The sequence below is a fragment of the Actinoplanes sp. NPDC049265 genome (assembly GCF_043197135.1).
Lineage (GTDB): Bacteria > Actinomycetota > Actinomycetes > Mycobacteriales > Micromonosporaceae > Actinoplanes.
Window position 1 is genome coordinate 120,819 of record NZ_JBICSP010000009.1, and the last position, 16,322, is coordinate 137,140.

16 protein-coding genes are annotated in these 16,322 nt (G+C 71.7%); 8 read left to right on the forward strand and 8 right to left on the reverse strand.

Annotated elements, in window-relative coordinates; all coding sequences use genetic code 11:
- The first annotated feature begins 28 nt into the window (after positions 1-28).
- Positions 29-1,303: a macro domain-containing protein gene (locus ACGFIO_RS22280; protein ID WP_392828207.1), complete on the forward strand. Its 1,275-nt coding sequence runs from the start codon at positions 29-31 to the stop codon at positions 1,301-1,303.
- 13 nt (positions 1,304-1,316) lie between these two features.
- On the opposite strand, the gene ACGFIO_RS22285 is transcribed toward ACGFIO_RS22280, so the two are convergent.
- Positions 1,317-1,973, reverse strand: a complete 657-nt coding sequence (locus tag ACGFIO_RS22285; RefSeq protein ID WP_392828208.1) for a M50 family metallopeptidase — start codon at positions 1,971-1,973, stop codon at positions 1,317-1,319.
- A 115-nt stretch (positions 1,974-2,088) separates the two neighbouring features.
- Complete coding sequence (locus ACGFIO_RS22290; protein ID WP_392828209.1) at positions 2,089-3,201, reverse strand: serine hydrolase domain-containing protein; 1,113 nt, start codon at positions 3,199-3,201, stop codon at positions 2,089-2,091.
- Between the two features lie 153 nt (positions 3,202-3,354).
- On the opposite strand from ACGFIO_RS22290, the gene ACGFIO_RS22295 reads away from it, so the two are divergent.
- Positions 3,355-4,410 carry an LLM class flavin-dependent oxidoreductase gene (locus ACGFIO_RS22295; RefSeq protein WP_392828210.1) on the forward strand — a complete coding sequence of 352 codons (1,056 nt, stop codon included), beginning with the start codon at positions 3,355-3,357 and terminating at the stop codon, positions 4,408-4,410.
- On the opposite strand, the gene ACGFIO_RS22300 is transcribed toward ACGFIO_RS22295, so the two are convergent.
- A complete protein-coding gene (locus ACGFIO_RS22300) occupies positions 4,367-4,843 on the reverse strand; it encodes an NADPH-dependent FMN reductase (RefSeq protein ID WP_392828211.1) in 477 nt (158 codons plus the stop codon). The two genes, ACGFIO_RS22295 and ACGFIO_RS22300, sit on opposite strands and share 44 nt — an antisense overlap.
- A gap of 61 nt (positions 4,844-4,904) precedes the next feature.
- On the opposite strand from ACGFIO_RS22300, the gene ACGFIO_RS22305 reads away from it, so the two are divergent.
- From ACGFIO_RS22305 to ACGFIO_RS22325, 5 genes are read left to right on the forward strand one after another with little or no spacing between them, the layout of a single operon-like run.
- Positions 4,905-5,945, forward strand: coding sequence for an ABC transporter substrate-binding protein (locus ACGFIO_RS22305; RefSeq protein ID WP_392828212.1), 1,041 nt, complete (start codon positions 4,905-4,907; stop codon positions 5,943-5,945).
- A 2-nt stretch (positions 5,946-5,947) separates the two neighbouring features.
- Entirely contained in the window at positions 5,948-6,778 is an 831-nt protein-coding gene (locus ACGFIO_RS22310; protein ID WP_392828213.1) for an ABC transporter permease, read from the forward strand.
- Positions 6,754-7,446, forward strand: a complete 693-nt coding sequence (locus ACGFIO_RS22315; RefSeq protein WP_392828214.1) for an ABC transporter ATP-binding protein — start codon at positions 6,754-6,756, stop codon at positions 7,444-7,446. The genes ACGFIO_RS22310 and ACGFIO_RS22315 overlap by 25 nt, the downstream gene beginning before the upstream one ends.
- Positions 7,443-8,771: an LLM class flavin-dependent oxidoreductase gene (locus ACGFIO_RS22320; protein ID WP_392828215.1), complete on the forward strand. Its 1,329-nt coding sequence runs from the start codon at positions 7,443-7,445 to the stop codon at positions 8,769-8,771. Before ACGFIO_RS22315 ends, ACGFIO_RS22320 begins: the two co-directional genes overlap by 4 nt.
- Complete coding sequence (locus ACGFIO_RS22325; RefSeq protein WP_392828216.1) at positions 8,759-10,180, forward strand: pyridoxal phosphate-dependent decarboxylase family protein; 1,422 nt, start codon at positions 8,759-8,761, stop codon at positions 10,178-10,180. The genes ACGFIO_RS22320 and ACGFIO_RS22325 overlap by 13 nt, the downstream gene beginning before the upstream one ends.
- On the opposite strand, the gene ACGFIO_RS22330 is transcribed toward ACGFIO_RS22325, so the two are convergent.
- Genes ACGFIO_RS22330 through ACGFIO_RS22340 form a run of 3 tightly spaced genes read right to left on the reverse strand, consistent with a single transcriptional unit; the run spans position 10,168 to position 13,275 of the window.
- Positions 10,168-10,728 carry a hypothetical protein gene (locus tag ACGFIO_RS22330; RefSeq protein ID WP_392828217.1) on the reverse strand — a complete coding sequence of 187 codons (561 nt, stop codon included), beginning with the start codon at positions 10,726-10,728 and terminating at the stop codon, positions 10,168-10,170. The genes ACGFIO_RS22325 and ACGFIO_RS22330 overlap by 13 nt on opposite strands.
- Positions 10,725-12,347 (reverse strand): serine/threonine-protein kinase, encoded by a 1,623-nt coding sequence (locus ACGFIO_RS22335; protein WP_392828218.1) that lies wholly within the window; start codon positions 12,345-12,347, stop codon positions 10,725-10,727. Before ACGFIO_RS22335 ends, ACGFIO_RS22330 begins: the two co-directional genes overlap by 4 nt.
- Positions 12,348-12,405: 58 nt before the next feature.
- A complete protein-coding gene (locus ACGFIO_RS22340; protein ID WP_392828508.1) occupies positions 12,406-13,275 on the reverse strand; it encodes an AraC family transcriptional regulator in 870 nt (289 codons plus the stop codon).
- Positions 13,276-13,361: 86 nt separating this feature from the next.
- On the opposite strand from ACGFIO_RS22340, the gene ACGFIO_RS22345 reads away from it, so the two are divergent.
- On the forward strand, positions 13,362-14,420 hold the full coding sequence (locus ACGFIO_RS22345; RefSeq protein WP_392828219.1) for an acyl-CoA dehydrogenase: 1,059 nt from the start codon (positions 13,362-13,364) through the stop codon (positions 14,418-14,420).
- Positions 14,421-14,637: 217 nt separating this feature from the next.
- Here ACGFIO_RS22345 and ACGFIO_RS22350 read toward each other — a convergent pair whose 3' ends face one another.
- Positions 14,638-14,796: a hypothetical protein gene (locus ACGFIO_RS22350; RefSeq protein ID WP_392828220.1), complete on the reverse strand. Its 159-nt coding sequence runs from the start codon at positions 14,794-14,796 to the stop codon at positions 14,638-14,640.
- Positions 14,797-14,940: 144 nt separating this feature from the next.
- Entirely contained in the window at positions 14,941-16,299 is a 1,359-nt protein-coding gene (locus ACGFIO_RS22355) for a gamma-glutamyltransferase family protein (protein ID WP_392828221.1), read from the reverse strand.
- Positions 16,300-16,322: the final 23 nt, after the last annotated feature.

A 16,322-nucleotide genomic window follows, 5' to 3' on the forward strand; every position in this document is an offset into this window, starting at 1 on the left:
CTCGGCCGGTGACCCTACATTGGACGATATGAGCAAGTCCTTCTCCACCGCCGTACGGATGGGGTTCGTCATCGACGTGGCCGGTTACAGCGGCCGATCCGCCCGGCAGAAGGTCGACCTGCAGCACCGGGTGGCTACCTTCGTCGACGAGACCCTGGCCGGCCTCGGCCTGCGCCTCGACCAGACCCATCATCACGGCACCGGCGACGGCATGGTGGTCTTCCTGCCCAGCGACGTCGAGGTGCACCGGGCCCTGCCGGGGCTGCTGCGCTCGGCGACCGAGGAGTTGGCCGAGGACAACCGCCGCTACCGCGACCGTATGCGGCTGCGCATGGCCGTGGTCATCGGCCCGCTGGGCCCCGCCGCGATCGGCTTCTCGGGCGATGCCATCGTCCAGGCCGGGCGCATGGTCGACAGCGACGCGCTGCGCATCGCGCTCGGCGATCGGCCCCACGCCGATCTGGCCGTCGCCGTCTCCGACCAGCTTTACACCTACGCCGTCCGGGAACGCCACGCCGGCCTGCGCGCCGACGACTTCCAGCCGCTCGACGTGCACAGCAAGGAGTTTCACGGGCCGGCCTGGCTGTGGAACGGCCTGGCCGCCGAGCCGGCTCAGCCCGCGGGCCGGCCGGAGACGTTCAGGCCGGCCGCGCCGGGGGCCACCGCGTGCGTGCTGGCCATCCGGATCGGCCGGATCCTGCGTGTGCACGACGCCGACATCTGGGTCAACAGCGAGAACACCGACATGGAGATGGCCCGGTTCAACGACTTCTCGATCTCCGGCATCATCCGTTACCACGGCGCCCTCCGGGACCCGGCCGGACATGTCACCGACGACGTCATCAGCCGTGAGCTCGCTTCGGCCGTCTGCGGGCACCGTCCCGTCGCCCCGGGCGCGGCGTTCGTGACCGGGTCGGGGGCGCTGGCCGCGACCAACGGGGTACGCCGGATCATCCACGTCGCCTCGGTGCAGGGTGAGCCCGGCGCCGGCTACCGCCAGGTCCGCCACGTCGGCGCGTGCGTCACCAACGCTCTGGCCCTGGCCGACCGCCTCGCCACCGACGACCCGGACATCCGGACCGTCCTGTTCCCCGTGCTCGGCGCCGCGCAGACCGGCACTTCGATCCCCCAGACCGCCAATGACCTGGTCGCGGCGGCCGCCGACCATCTGACCGCCAACCCCGCGTCCCACCTGCGGGGCATCTACTTCCTGGCCTTCACCGACCCGGAACGTGCGGCCCTGGGCCAGGCCCTCGCCGCCAACCCTCACTTGGCCCCAACCACGGTCGACGACCATCCTTGACGCTTTCGACGGGTCAGCTGGGCATGCGCAGCAGCATCGAGCCGCCCCAGACGAGGGCCGCTCCGGTGCCCAGCAGGAGTAGGACGCTCCAGATCTCGCTCGGCACGAGCGACACCTGTTGCAGCCGTGTCGTGTCGGCCGCCTCGACCAGGTAGGTCTTGTCGGTCAGGTAGACCAGCATGCGCTGGACGGCGCCGATGAGGAGGAACCACGTCCACACGTACGCCCCGAGGGTGCTCATCTCCGCGGGCGCCTTGGTCGCGAGTTGATAGAGCCCGACCACCAGGACCGGTACGACGATCCAGCCGATGATTCCGCGGACGGTGAACAGCATCAGCACCAGGAAGGCCATGCTCCCCCAGAGCACCATCCGCGGTTCCCCGCGCAGCAGCAGCGCCGCCGCCAGCAGGCCGAACAGCGACGGCCCGGCATAGCCGGCGACGGCGACCACGATGACGAAGGGCCACGGCGGGGGCGAGACGAACTCGGTTCCGCCGCCACCGTCTCGGTTGAACGTTATCCGGCGTACCTGGTTGAGCAGCGCGACCCCGGCGAACGCGTGACCGCCCTCGTGAGCGATCACCACGAAGAATCTGGTCAGGAACCACAGCGGCACGGCCAGGACCCAGGCGACCAGCGCCGCCTTCCACATGACCGGATCTTGTGGCATTACCGCAGTCTAGATCCGCTCATGGCTGGTACAGCTCGGGCGGAAGGACGACCCGTTCCGGCTCACCGGCGGTGCGTGACGCATGCGTCAGGAACGCGCCGGTGAGCCGGGAGGTCTACCGAGTCGCCAGGGCGGCCATGATGATCCGCTGAGCCCGGACGGGCTGGTCGCCGCCCATGTGCAGGGTGTTGACCGAGTAGATCAGCCGCCGGGACAGGTCACGGGTGGCGCCCATGCCGTTGTTGTAGCCGGGTCGGTCGCCGCTCTTTCCCCAGACCACCAGGCCGCCCAGCTCGTTGCGGGTCAGTCCGGCCGAGTGGACGGCCGGCGCGCCGGTCTGGTATTCGCACACTGCGGGAACGGTGAACATCTCCGACAGCTGCGGTTCCGGCAGCAGCCGCCCGCTGAACAGTGCGACCAGGAAGCGGTCCAGGTCGTCGGCCGTGGAGATCATCGAGGCGGCCGACCATTGCAGTGACGGGTTGGCCAGGGTGACGTCGCGCCAGCCGGTGGCCGTCGCCTCGTAGCCGTGCACGTACGGGCCGGGGATTCGCACGTCGTCGCCGGGCACGCTGGTTCCGGTCAGGTGCAGCGGGCGGATGATGCGGCGGGCCACCTCGTCGGCCCAGCGGTGCCCGGTCACCTTCTCGACGACCAGGCCGGCCATGATGTAGTCGGCGTTGCCGTAGCGCTGGTGGGTGCCGGGGTCGAAGGCGAGCGGGCGGCTGAGGTCGAGCTGGCTGCCCGGCGTCCAGTGGTCGTATCGGTGCTCGAAGAACCAGTCGGGCGTCTTGTGCGGCAGTTCCAGGCCGTTGAGGCCGCTGCTGAACGTGAGCAGGTTCCGGACCGTGATCGGCGGGTACGACTCGGGCAGGAACCCGGGTACGTACTGCTGCACCGTGCCGTCCAGCCGCAGCCGGCCCTCCGCCGCCAGCTGCAGCACCACGGTCGCGGTGAACGTCTTGGTCATCGAACCGATCCGGAAGCGGCTGTCGAGCCGGGGCCGTTGTTCCGACCCTTCGGACGTCACCCCGGCCGTGCCCGACCAGGCGCCGGCCGTTCCCCGGACCTGGACCAGGGCCGCGCTGACCTCGTCGTCGGGCACATCGGCGAGCGCGGCCTCCAAGGCGGCCGGGTCGAGTGAGGCGGGGACGGGCGCGGCCCGCACCGAGCCGGGTGTGACCAGAACGAGTGCGGCGGCGAGTAGGTAAACAGGTGTAAATCGCATGGTCGAAGCTTCGCGTCCACTCTGGCCGGAGGGAATCGGGAAACACCCTGAACAAAAGATCAGGCCGATGTACGGGTCAGGCGGGCGGTCAACGGCGGAAACCTCGGGGTCGGCCGGTGGACCCATTGCCTATATAAGCTATAGGCTTTATGGGTGAGTGAATTCCTGTGGTACATCCCGAACCAGGTCGAGCCGGGCCACCGCGGTGACAACGTGGTCGAGGGACACAACAGCCTGGACACCCTGACCTCGCACGCGCGGGCCCTGGAGGAGCACGGCTGGGGCGGCGCCCTGCTCGGCACCGGCTGGGGCCGGCCGGACACGTTCACCGTGGCCACCGCTCTCGCCGCCCGCACCACGTCTTTCCAGCCACTGATCGCGATCCGGCCGGGGTACTGGCGCCCGGCCAACTTCGCCGCGGCGGCGGCCACGCTCGACCACCTGTCCGGCGGGCGGGTGCTGGTCAACATCGTGTCGGGGCAGGACCAGCTGGCCGCGTACGGCGACAGCGAAGGCAACCAGGCCCAGCGGTACGCCCGTACCCGTGAATTTCTCCAGCTCGTCCGCCGCCTCTGGACCGAGGAGGAGGTCACCTACGACGGCGAGCACTTCCAGGTGGTCCGCTCGACGCTGGCCCAGCGGCCGGTGACGCGCGGCGAGCGCCGGCACCCGACACTGTACTTCGGTGGCGCCTCCGAGGCGGCCGAGCGGGTGGCCGCGACCGAGGCCGACGTGCAGCTGTTCTGGGGCGAACCGCTGGACGGCGTCCGCGAGCGCATCGAACGGCTGGAGGACCTGAGCGCCCGGCTCGGCCGGCAGCACAAACCCCTGGAGTACGGCCTGCGCGTCACCACCTTCGTCCGGGACACCACCGAGCAGGCCTGGGCCGACGCCGAGGCCAAGGTGGCACAGACGGCCGGCACGGATTCCAACCGGCCGAAGCTCTGGAACGCCGCGGTCGGCCAGCAGCGCCTGCTCGACCTGGCCGCCCGCGGCGACGTGCTGGACGACAACCTCTACACGGCGCCCGGCCGCTTCGGTGGCGGTGGCGCGGGCACCACCTGGCTGGTCGGCTCACCCGAGGACGTGGCCAAGTCGCTGCGCCGCTACCAGGCCCTCGGCATCACGCACTTCGTCCTGTCGGACACGCCGTACCTCCCCGAGATCAAGCGCCAGGGAGATCAGTTGCTGCCGCTGCTGCGCGACTAGCCACCGCCGGGATGTCGGCCAGCTCGGCCTCGGTCGCCGTCACCGCCGGGCGCAGCGTCGCGCCCAGCTCGGTGAGCAGCGCGTTCAGGTGGCCGGCGGCGGCGTCGGCCTGCGGCTGGACGCCGGCCGTGATCACCGGCACGGCGGTCTTGCCGGTCAGGGCGCCGGCCGGGAGCTGGTCGAGCAGGACCTTGAGGATGCCGGTGTACGAGCCCTTGTACGTCGGCGTGGCCACCACGAGCAGAGACGCCTCGTGCAGCGCCGCGACCGCCGCCGCGGTGGCCTCGTCGCCCGGGGTGAGCAGACCGGCGCCGATCTCGCCGACGTCGATGACGCTGATCGGGGTGCCGGACAGCGCCTCGCCCACGGCCACGGCCAATTTGAGGGTGCGCGAGCCGGGGCGCGGGTTGCCGGATACGACCAGGGTCGTCATATCGATCTCCTTCAACAGATCTTATAACCTATTAAGCCAGTAGGCATTGTAGGTTACCAGCATGACCATACCCACCGTCCAGCGACGTACTCTGCTCACCGGACTGCTCGGCGTGACCGCCCTGGGCCTGGCCGGTTGTGGCGACGCGGCCGGGGAAGGGCTGGCCGCCGCCGCTCCACTGCCGACCACGGTCCCACCGGACACCAAGCTGACCATCGCGATCCATCCCACCCAGGTGGCGTTGCAGGCCTCGGGCGAGATCGGCAAGCTGCCGTTCCAGGTGCCGAGCTGGCCCAACCTCTCGGCCGGCCCGGACATCATCCAGGGCTTCCGGGCCCACTCGATCGACCTCGCCTCCAACGCCGGCATCCCGCCCATCCAGGCCGCGGCGATCAACGTCAAGGCCAGGATCGTCGCGGTGCAGACCAAACAGAAACCCATCTACACGTACGCGACCGCGCCCGGCGCCGCCATCAACGCGGTCACCGACCTGCGCGGCAAGAAGATCGGATTCTCCCAGGGCCAGGCCCAGGGCGTCGTGGTGCTGCGCACGCTCAAGGAGCAGGGTCTCACGCCCAAAGACGTCCAGCTGGTCGCCCTGCCCAGCACCAAGTTCCTGGTCGCGCTGCAGAGCCGGCAGATCGACGTGGCCCCGCTGAGCGAGCCGGTGCTGACCAAATACCTCAGCGAGTACGCCAAGGACGGCGCCAAGGGCATCCCGATGAGCGCCGTCGACTACCTGACCGTCCTCTGGGCCCCGCAGGAGGTGCTGGCCGACGCGGCCAAGGTGGCGGCGATCCGTTCCTTCATCCCGTTCTGGGCCCGCTCCGAGGTCTGGCAGTACACCAACCAGGGCCCGTGGATCGACGCCTACTACGTCAAGGACCAGAAGGTGACCGCGGCCGACGGCCAACGCATCGAGGCCGTACAGGACAAGCCGGTGTTCCCCACCGACTGGGACAAGGCGATCGCCTGGCAGAAGGAGTCCGCCGGCCTGCTGGTCGAGGGCGGGTTCCTCAGGCCGATCGACGCCGACGACCTGTTCGACCGCCGCTTCGAGAAGCTCGCGGCGGAGTCCGTGCCGGCCGAGTACCGGGAGTGACGATGACCCTGAACGTGCTCACCCGCAACGCGGCCCCGGCGACCGGACACGTCCGGCGCCGGCGGCTCGGGCCCGGACGGCCCATCCCGTACGGCCGGGCCATCGGCCCCCTGCTGGTCCTGGCCGTCTGGTCGATCGCGTCGGCCACCGGCGTGCTCGACCCGCGACTGCTCTCCGCGCCCTGGACGATCTTCAGCAGCACCGGGCACCTGATCGCCACCGGCGAGTTGCAGGAGCACATGCTGGCGTCCCTGCAGCGGGCCCTGCTCGGCTTCCTGATCGGCGCCTCGGCCGGCACGGCGCTGGCCGTCATCGCCGGGGTCAGCCGGATCGGCGAGGCCGTCATCGACGGGCCGATCCAGATCAAGCGGGCGATCCCCACCATCGGCCTGATCCCGCTGCTCATCCTGTGGCTGGGCATCGGCGAGACCTTCAAAGTCGTGATCATCGCGCTGGCCGCGCTGGTCTACATGTACGTATCGGTGCACTCCGGGCTGACCGGCATCGACCACCGCTTCGTCGAGCTGGCCGAGGTGCAGAACTACACCCGGTGGGACTTCCTGCGGCACGTCGTCTTCCCCGGCGCGCTGCCCGGCCTGTTCGTCGGCCTGCGCCTGTCGCTGACGTTCTCCTGGCTGATCCTGATCACCGTGGAGCAGATCAACGCGCTCAGCGGCATCGGCTACATGATGTCGCAGGCCCAGATGTACGCGCAGACCGACGTGATCGTGGTCGGCCTGGTCGTCTACGGCATCTTCGGGTTCGCATCCGACACCCTGCTCCGCCTCGTCGAACGGAGGGTGCTGTCGTGGCGCCGAACCCTGACCAGCTGATCGGCGAGGCGGTCGAGATCCGCGGGCTGACCCGGCGCTTCGGCGAGCACGTGGTGCTCGACCGGCTGGACCTGAGCATCGCCGACGGCGAGTTCGTGGCGCTGCTCGGGCGCAGCGGCTCGGGCAAGAGCACACTGCTGCGGGCGCTGGCCGGGCTCGACTACGACGTCGACGGGGACGGCGAGCTGCGCATCCCGGATCGGGTGTCGGTGGTCTTCCAGGACTCGCGGCTACTCCCCTGGCGGCGGGTCCTGGACAACGTCGTCCTCGGCCACAAGGACCGGGACGCGCGTACCCGTGGGATCGACGCCCTGGCCGAGGTCGGTCTCAGCGGGCGCGAACGGGCCTGGCCCAACCAGCTCTCCGGCGGCGAGCAGCAACGCGTGGCGCTGGCCCGGTCCCTGGTCGGCGCGCCGCAACTGCTGCTGGCCGACGAACCGTTCGGCGCCCTGGACGCGCTGACCCGGCTCAAGATGCACGACCTGCTGCGCGACCTCTGCCGGCGGCACACGCCCGCGGTCCTGCTGGTCACCCACGACGTCGACGAGGCGATCGCGCTGGCCGACCGGATCGTGGTGCTGGACGCGGGGCGGATCGCTCTGGACGTACGCCCGGATGTCTCCGATGTTCGTGATCTTCTGCTCCGAGCCCTGGGAGTCACCGCATGACCGGCCGCAAGCTGCACCTGAACGCCTTCCTGATGACGGTCGGGCACCACGAGGCGGCCTGGCGGCTGCCCGAGAGCGACCCCTTCGCGCACGTGGACGTCCGGCACTACGTACGCCTGGCCCAGATCGCCGAGCGCGGCAAGCTCGACTCGCTGTTCCTGGCCGACAGCCCAGTGCTCTGGAACAGCATCGGCCGGCGCCCGGCCGGCGGCCTCGAACCGACGGTGCTGCTCACCGCGCTGGCCGGCGCGACCGAGCACATCGGGCTGATCGCCACCGCCTCGACCACCTACAACGAGCCCTATAACCTGGCCCGCCGGTTCGCCTCGCTCGACCACATCAGCGGCGGCCGGGCCGGCTGGAACGTGGTCACCACGGCCGGGGTGGACGCGGCCCGCAACTTCAACCTGGACGAGCTGCCGTCGCACCGCGACCGGTACGAGCGGGCGGCCGAGTTCATCGACGTGGCCCGCAAGCTCTGGGACAGCTGGGAGGACGACGCGCCGCTGGGCGACAAGGCGTCCGGCGTCTGGGGGGACGACACCAAGGTGCACCCGCCCGCGCACGCCGGCCGGTTCTTCAAGGTCGCCGGAGCGCTCAACGTGCCGCGCTCCCCGCAGGGCCACCCGCTGCTGGTCCAGGCCGGTTCGTCGACCGACGGCAAGGAGCTGGCCGCCCGGTACGCCGACGCCGTGTTCACCGCGCAGCAGACCCTTTCGGAAGCCCAGGCCTTCTACGCCGACCTGAAGCGTCAGGCGCTGGCGTTCGGCCGCGACCCGGACACCGTGAAGATCCTGCCCGGGATCGTGCCCGCGATCGGCGCCACCGAACGGGAGGCGCTCGCTCTCGAAGAGGAACTGGACCGGCTGATCAAGCCCGAGTACGCGCTGCGTCAGCTCGCTCAGACGCTCAATGTTTCGCCTACTCTCTTGCAGCTCGATCAAGAACTGCCGGACGGGCTGCCCGACGAGGACCAGATCGAGGGGGCGAAGAGCCGGTACACACTGATCGTCGAGCTGGCCCGGCGGGAACGGCTGACCGTCCGGCAGCTGATCGGGCGGCTCGGCGGTGGGCGCGGGCACCGGACCTTCGCCGGGACGCCGGAGCAGGTGGCCGACGCCATCCAGCACTGGTTCGACAACGGGGCGGCCGACGGGTTCAACATCATGGCGCCGGTGCTGCCGTCCGGGCTGGCCCGGTTCGTCGACGAGGTGGTGCCGATCCTGCAGGAGCGGGGGCTCTTCCGGACCTCGTACTCCGGCACGACGTTGCGCTCGCACTATGGGCTGGACCGACCTCGTATCTTGACGGAGTGGACGCACTAGAGGCAGCCTCTGCGCACGCCCGGCAATGGCTCGACCAGCGCAACACCCGGCCCATACCGCCGCGTCTGGGCTTTGATCAGCTCGCCGCGCGGTTCTCCGCGTTGCCGGCCGGCCCGACCGACCCGGCGGCCGTGATCGACCTGTTGTCGCAGGCCGAGCCGGGGCTGATGGGGATGAACTCGGGGCGGTTCTACGGCTGGGTGATCGGCGGCGTGCACCCGGCCGGGCTCGGCGCCGACTGGCTGACCAGCGCCTGGGACCAGAACACCTGCCTGCGGGCGGTCACCCCGGCCACCGCCGCGCTCGAGGCGGTGGCCGGCGACTGGCTCCTCGACCTGCTCGGGCTGCCGTCCGGCTCGGCCGTGGGCTTCGTGACCGGCGCGACCATGGCCAACTTCACCGGCCTGGCCGCCGGCCGCCACCAGGTGCTGGCCGACCACGGCTGGGACGTGGCCGCCGACGGCCTGATCGGGGCACCGCCAGTGCGCGTGCTGGTCGGCGCCGAACGCCACGACACGGTCGACCTGGCGCTGCGCTACCTCGGGCTCGGCCGGCCCACCCCGGTCGACGTCGACGACCAGGGCCGGATCCGGGTCGACGCGCTGGCCGCGGCCCTCGATGACAGGTCTCAGACTCGGATTCAGGGCGCCTCTGCGGGGACCGAATTCGCGACATGTCCGGAGGCCGGCGACCGGCCGGTCATCGTCTGCCTGCAGGCCGGCAACCTGCACTCGGGCGCCTACGATCCGTTCACCGAAGCCATCGAGCTGGCCCACGCCCGGGGCGCCTGGGTGCACGTCGACGGCGCGTTCGGCCTGTGGGCGGCCGCGTCACCGGGCCTGCGCGACCTGACCGCGGGCGTCGCCGGGGCCGACTCGCTGGCCACCGACGCGCACAAGACCCTCAACGTGCCGTACGACTGCGGCATCGCCATCGTCACCCGCCCGGCCGCGCTGCGCACCGCCGTCGGCGTGCGCGCCAGCTACATGCTCGACCCGGCCGACGCCGCCGGCCCGCCCGACCCGGTCGAGCTCACCCCCGAGTTCTCCCGCCGCGCCCGCGGCGTCCCGGTCTGGGCGGTGCTGCGATCGCTCGGCCGCGACGGCGTCGCCGCCCTGGTCGACGGGCTCGTCGCCAACGCCCGGGCGCTGGCCGACGGCATCGGCGCCCTGCCCGGCGTGCGGGTCCTCAACGACGTGGCCTTCACCCAGGTCTGCTTCGCCATGGCCGACGACGCCGCCACCGAAGCCGTCACCGCGGCCCTGATCCGCTCGGGCACAGTGTGGATGTCCGGTTCCCGGTGGCGGGGCCGGGCGGTCATCCGCATCTCGGTCAGCAACTGGGCCACCACCGCCGAGGACGTGGCCACCTCGATCGACACCGTGCGGCGGGCGGTTCAGGGCGTGTAGATCTGCGCCATCTTGGTGATCTCGCCGTTGACGATGGTCACGTTGACCATCCCCTTCGGGTTTTCCTTGGCCCACGCGGTGAACTTGCCCTCGTTGGTCGGGCAGGTGCCGCCGTCGTCCGGTTTGTCGGTGACGCAGGGGTTGCCGTCCTTGTCGAACATCTCGAAGTACTTGACCTTGTCGGCCAGCGGGACGGTGACCTTGCTGTGGCTGTCCTCGGAATCCCACTCGCGGTGGCACTCCGGGTCGTCCTTGCACACGTTGGTCAGGAACTTGATCGGCTCCACGACCGTCGACGAGTTGTCCGGGTCGAACCGGACCAGCTTGACCACCGACCGCGAGTTGCCCTGGGTCAGGTCGGTGAAGGTCGGCTTGGTCTTCTTCGGGGCCGGGGTTGTCTTCGACGGCGTCGGCGCCGCGCTGCTGGGCGCGATCGACGGGGTGCTCGACGGCGGCGCCGAGCTGGGCGGCGGCGCGGCGGCCGGCGTTTCCGTGCCACAGCCGGCGGCCAGGAACACCAGGGCAACTGCCACCAGAACCCGCTTCACTGCGTCCGTACCTCCATGTTCGCGAAGGCGACGCCCGTGTCGCCCTGCTCCAGATCGTCGTGGTACGGGCCGATCTCGACCCGGCCCGCCGCCAACGACGGCTCGTCGACCGGAAAGTTCAGCTGCTGTATGCCGTCGACATGAACGGTGCCCTCGGCGCCGGTCAGATTGATCTCGATGCGGCGGGCGTGACCGAGCGCGGTCGGCGGGACCGCCGCCTTGACCTCACCGGCGAACTCACCCTCGTTGTCCAGCACCGCGCGGACCTCGTTCTCGCAGACCAGCACCAGATAGCCCGACTCGTCGACCTTCCGGAACCAGACGGCCGCGCACGAACCCTTCTTCAGGACCGCGGCGTCCACCGCGATCGACTGGTCACCGGCGAACGTGTCCGTCGGGCCCGGGCAGGCGAACCAGTTCGAGCCGTCGGTAGCCGCCTCCAGCCGGTCGTTGGCGAACCCACAGCGGCCGACCCCCGAATCCCGGTAGGACCGCCACTGGCCCGGCCGGTCGAGCCGGTCGAACAACGACGGACCCTGCAGCACCCGCTGCGTCGGCCGGGCCGGCGCCGGCGACGACGGCGGCGACGAACTCCTCCGCACCGCCGCCGGCGCGGCACTGAGCGCGTCGCGGATCCGGGGGCTGAGCGAATGAGCCGTCAACAGGCCACCGCCGGCCAGCGCGAGGGCGAGCACCGAGGCCAGCACGACCCGGCGGGCGACCCGGTTCCGCGGCTTGATGCGCTGCGCCGCCTTGGCCTGACGCAGCAGCTCCGGGCGGACCACCTGGGTCGTCTCGGCCGGATCCACGTCCAGCAGCAGGTCGAGCAGCTCGTGCGCGGTGGGTCGCTCGACCGGGTCCTTGGCCAGGGCCCGGGCCACGACGTGCTGCAACGCGGCGGGCAGCCCGTCCAGGTTGGGCTGCTGGGTCAGGATGCGCGCGGCGGTCGCGGCGGGCGAGTCGGCCTGGAAGGGGGTACGGCCGGTGCCCGCGTACGCGACCACGATGCCCCAGGCGAACACGTCGGCGGCCGGGCCGACCGGCGTGTGATGGTCGGTGTCGAAGCGCTCCGGCGCCATGTACGCGACAGTGCCGACCATCTGATCGGTCCGCGTGTGCTGGCTGGTCGCCTCGAACGCGCGCGCGATGCCGAAGTCGATCACCTTGGGCGTACCCAGCGCGAACAGCACGTTGGCGGGCTTCAGGTCGCGGTGGATGACGCCGGCGCCGTGGATCGCGGCCAGCGCGGTGGCCACCCCGACGGCCACGCTGTGCAGGTTGCCGGCGGCCAGCGGGCCCTGGTCGGCGATGACCTGCGACAGGCTGGGGCCGTCGACGTACTCGACGATCAGGTACGGCGTCGGGTGGTCGGGATCGGCGTCGATCACCTCGGCCGTGCAGAAGTGCGGGACCTGCCGGGCCCGGTTGACCTCGCTGCGGAACCGGCCCCGGAATCTCGGGTCGGACGCGTACTCGGACCGGATGACCTTGACCGCGGCCAGCCTGCCGCCGGGCCCGCGCCCCAGGTAGACACTGCCCATGCCGCCCTGGCCGAGACGGCCGAGCAGCTGGTAGCCGCCCAGCTCGACCGGGTCCCCCGGGCGCAGCGGATCAGTCACCCGCAGGACGATACATCGAGTCCTTTGAACCGCGACGGCGCCCCGATGCTCCCGCCGGTCAGCCGGCGGCCATCGCGCCGGCGCTGCGGAAACGTCCCGGGGGCAGGCCGTACCGGCGGCGGAAGGCGGCCGCGAAGGCGAACTCGGTCGAATAGCCGACCCGCCGGGCGATGCTGGCCAGCGGGTCGGAGGTCTGGCGCAGCAGACGGGCGCCCGAGCTCAGCCGCCAGTCGGTCAGGTAGGTCATCGGCGGCACGCCCACCTCGTTGGTGAAACGCCGGGCGAACGACGTACGCGACATCCGGGCCACGCCGCTGAGCTGCGTGACCGTCCAGGGGCGCTCCGGGCGGCCGTGAATCTCGTGCAGGGCGTCGGCGATCCGCGGGTCGGCGGCCAGCGGCCACTCGTCGCGCATCTGCCGCAGGATGTGCACGATCATCAGGTCGACCAGCGCCGACCGGCCGGCCTCGGTGCCCGCGCCCGGGCTGGTCAGGTCGGCCCGCAGCATCTCGACCAACGCGGTCAGCGTCGGGTCGTCGCGCGGCGTCAGTGCCACCACGCCCGGCAGGCGGCGCAGGAAGGCCGGGGTCTGACCCGGCCGCATCGAGTACGAGCCGCAGAGGAACTCGAAGTCGCACGGCTCGTCGGCGACCGGCCGGTCACCGAGCTCGATCGGCGGCAACTCGGCCAGCCGGCACGGGGTACGGGCCAGGCCGTGCTCGGTGCCGGCGGCCGTGAAGACGACGTCCCCCGGGCGTACCCGCACCGGCTCGTCCGCGGCCGTGATCAGCCAGCCCTCGCCGGCCAGCAGGACGTGGAAGCCCAGCGCGGCGATCGGTGGCAGGCGTACACCCCAGGCTCCCGACTGCCGGATCCGGCGGCCCTTGGCCGGGTCGAGCCGCACGCTGCCGAGCGCTGCCGAAATCATGTCCACGGTCCGGATGGTAGCGATGCGTATGAAAGCGGGACGATCGCACATGGCCGTACCGCATCGTGGTCTGCTGGGGTTGATTCATGATCGACACGCTCGCCACCCTGACCTCGAACGCGGAGAAGACCGACGAACAGGAACGGCCGACGGCCGACAGCCTGCGCGCCGCCCGGGAGGCCGGAGGCTTCGCGCTCGTGGGCCGCGGCGCCACCGAGGCCGCGCGCCTGTTCACCGAACTCGGCCGGGGCTGCCCGTCCACGTCGTGGATCGCCGGCGCCTGCCTGACCGGCAAGACGCTGGTCGCCGCCACCGTCGCCGAGGTGCCCTTCGCCGCACCGGACACGCTGGTCTGCGGGTCGGGCACCCCCACCGGCACCGGAACACCCACGCCGGACGGCGTCCGGGTCACCGGCCGTTGGGCCAACGTCTCCGGCTGCGAGGACGCCGAGTGGGCGGGCCTGGGCGTGGTCGTCGACGGCGTCTTCTCGTTCGCGGCGATCCCGACGGCCGACCTGACCATCGAGCGCACCTGGAAGATGGCCGGGATGCGCGGCACCGGCAGCCACACCGTGGTCGCCACCGACGTGCTGGTGCCGGCCGGCCGGATCGGGCCGCTGCAACTGCCCGGGAAGACCAGCGACATGCTGCTCTTCGGGCTCACGGTGCTCGGCCCGGTGGTCGGCGGCACGTTCGGCGCGCTCGACGTGATCACCCGAATGTTCGCTTCGGATCGCAAACCCTTCATGTCGGCGTACACGAAAATGGGCGAATCCCCCGGCGCGCGGCACTGGCTGGCCGAAGCGACCCGCCTCGTGCAGCGAGCCGAACGCACCATGCTCGCCGTGGCCGCCGAGATCGACGCCGAGCGGGCGATCCCGCCCGGCGCCGCCACCCCGGCCGCCGGCACGACCCTGACCAGCCAGGACGGCGTACGCCTGCACGTCGATCTGGCCGACGCGGCCCGCGACTGCCGCGCCGCCGTCGACCTGATGCTCGACCTGCACGGCGCGAGCGGCTTCGCGACCGGCAACCCCCTGCAACGCTTCTGGCGCGACGTCAACGTGGCCAGCCGCCACCCGCACCTGAACCCCTACCTGGCCGTCGAGCGCTCGGGCGCGCTACTGGCCGGTGATGTTTCCTGACGCAGCGGGGCGGCCGCCTGGTCGCTGCGTCGACCGTCACGGCCGACGGACGACCACCCTGATCCGGGCCGGCTGTGGCGACACCCCGGCCGGGTTCAGTGCGCTCACCGTCGCCCAGTAGGCGCGGCCGGGGGTGAGCGCCGGCGTCACGCACGAGCGACCGGTCGCCGCCGCGGTGCAGCGAGCGCGGCGGTCCACAGTTCGGCCCGGTAGCCGGTCAGCGCGGCGCCGGAGCCGAGCCGAACGCCACCGTGGGCACGTCGACCAGCACGCCCCCGCCGACCGGGGTGGCCGTGGAGACCAGGCCGGCCGCATCGGCCACGACGTCGAAGCCGGTCGCCGGCCCGGTGTAGGCCGGCGGCAGCCACACCCGCACCCGGTTGCGAACCGGACCGCCGGTCGCGAGGTCGAGCTGCGGGCCGCCGAACGGCGTCGTACGAAGCTTCCGGTACGGATACTGCCCGGGCCGCCTGAGCCTTTTCCCCGGCCTTTCCGCCGGATCAGCCGCCGCAGGTGTCGCTCACCAGCCGGCGGCCATGCCGTCCTTCCGCGGGTCGGAGCCGCCGAGGATGCGGCCGTCGCGGATCTCGATCGCCTGGCCGCCGCCGAAGATCTCACGGTCCGGGTCCTCGACCACGGTCAGCCCGGCCGCACGCAGCGCCGACGCCCGCGGCCAGTGGCCTTCCTCCAGGCGTACCCCCTCGGGCTCGATCCGGAAACGAGGCCGGTCGAGCGCCTCCTGCGGGTCCAGCCCGTCGTCGACCACCGAGGTCACGTACTGCACGTGGGCCTGGGCCTGGATGAACCCGCCCATGATCCCGAACGGTCCGCGCAGCCGGCCGTGTTCGAGAAGCATGCCCGGCATCAGCGTGTGGTAGGGCCGCTTACCCGGAGTCACCTCACCGGCGACGCCGAAGCCCTCGGCCCGGTTGTTCAGCACGACGCCGGTGCCGGGGGCGACGATGCCCGAGCCGAAGTTCTCGTACAGGCTCTGTATGAACGACACGGCCATGCCGTCCGCGTCCAGCGCGCACAGATAGACCGTGCCCCCTTGCGGTTCGCGGGCCAGTCGCGCTGTTTCTCCGGTACGGGCGGCCAGGTGCGCCGGCGTCAGCAGGTGGGACACGTCGGCGTCGTCCCGTACGTACGCGAACGCGTCTTCCAGCGCGAGCGCGACGGCCCGGACCTGCTCCTCGAAGCTGTTCTCGCGGATCAGCCCGAGCGCCTCGAGCGCGACCACCCCCTGGGTCGGCGGCGGCAGTTCGAGGACCTCCACCCCACGGTAGGTGACGCGCATCGGATCAACCCACCGTGGCCGGTACGCCGCCAAATCACCCTCGGTGAGCCAGCTCGCCTCGGCGATGGCGGCCGCGACCCGCCCCCGGTAGAACGCGTCCGGCCCGCCCTCGGCGACCGCCCGCAACGTGGCACCGAGCTCGGGCAGCCGATAGACCTCACCGGCCCGGGGCGCCGCCCCGAACTCCTTGGGCGCGTGACCCGTGCCCTGCCACGCCCGCGCGCAGTGGAACCCGGCGGCCACGCCCCGCTCGGCCAGGTCGATCGCCGGCCGCAGGCAGGTGTCGAGCCCGAGCCGCCCGTACCGCTCACTCAGCGCCGCCCACCCACGCACAGCCCCCGGAACGTCGACCGCCCGCGGCCCGCGCACCGGCACCGGCAGCGGCTCGGCGTCCTCCGGGGCCGGCCCCGCCGCATCGAGCCCGGTGGCCGCGCTGCCGTCCCACACGATCGCGAACGCGTCCCCGCCGACACCCGTCGACATCGGCTCGGCCACACAACACACGGCCGCGGCGGCGATCGCGGCGTCAGCCGCCGACCCACCGGCCCGGAGCATCTCCAGACCCGCGAGCGTAGCGGGCACCTGACTGCTGGCGACCATTCCCT

Excerpts from the sequence above, each read along its gene's own strand:
- ACGFIO_RS22280 (WP_392828207.1), top strand. The coding sequence starts at position 29 with ATGAGCAAGTCCTTCTCCACCGCCGTACGGATGGGGTTCGTCATCGAC.
- ACGFIO_RS22285 (WP_392828208.1), bottom strand. The coding sequence starts at position 1,973 with ATGCCACAAGATCCGGTCATGTGGAAGGCGGCGCTGGTCGCCTGGGTC.
- ACGFIO_RS22290 (WP_392828209.1), bottom strand. The coding sequence starts at position 3,201 with ATGCGATTTACACCTGTTTACCTACTCGCCGCCGCACTCGTTCTGGTC.
- ACGFIO_RS22300 (WP_392828211.1), bottom strand. The coding sequence starts at position 4,843 with ATGACGACCCTGGTCGTATCCGGCAACCCGCGCCCCGGCTCGCGCACC.
- ACGFIO_RS22305 (WP_392828212.1), top strand. The coding sequence starts at position 4,905 with ATGACCATACCCACCGTCCAGCGACGTACTCTGCTCACCGGACTGCTC.
- ACGFIO_RS22310 (WP_392828213.1), top strand. The coding sequence starts at position 5,948 with ATGACCCTGAACGTGCTCACCCGCAACGCGGCCCCGGCGACCGGACAC.
- ACGFIO_RS22320 (WP_392828215.1), top strand. The coding sequence starts at position 7,443 with ATGACCGGCCGCAAGCTGCACCTGAACGCCTTCCTGATGACGGTCGGG.
- ACGFIO_RS22340 (WP_392828508.1), bottom strand. The coding sequence starts at position 13,275 with ATGATTTCGGCAGCGCTCGGCAGCGTGCGGCTCGACCCGGCCAAGGGC.
- ACGFIO_RS22345 (WP_392828219.1), top strand. The coding sequence starts at position 13,362 with ATGATCGACACGCTCGCCACCCTGACCTCGAACGCGGAGAAGACCGAC.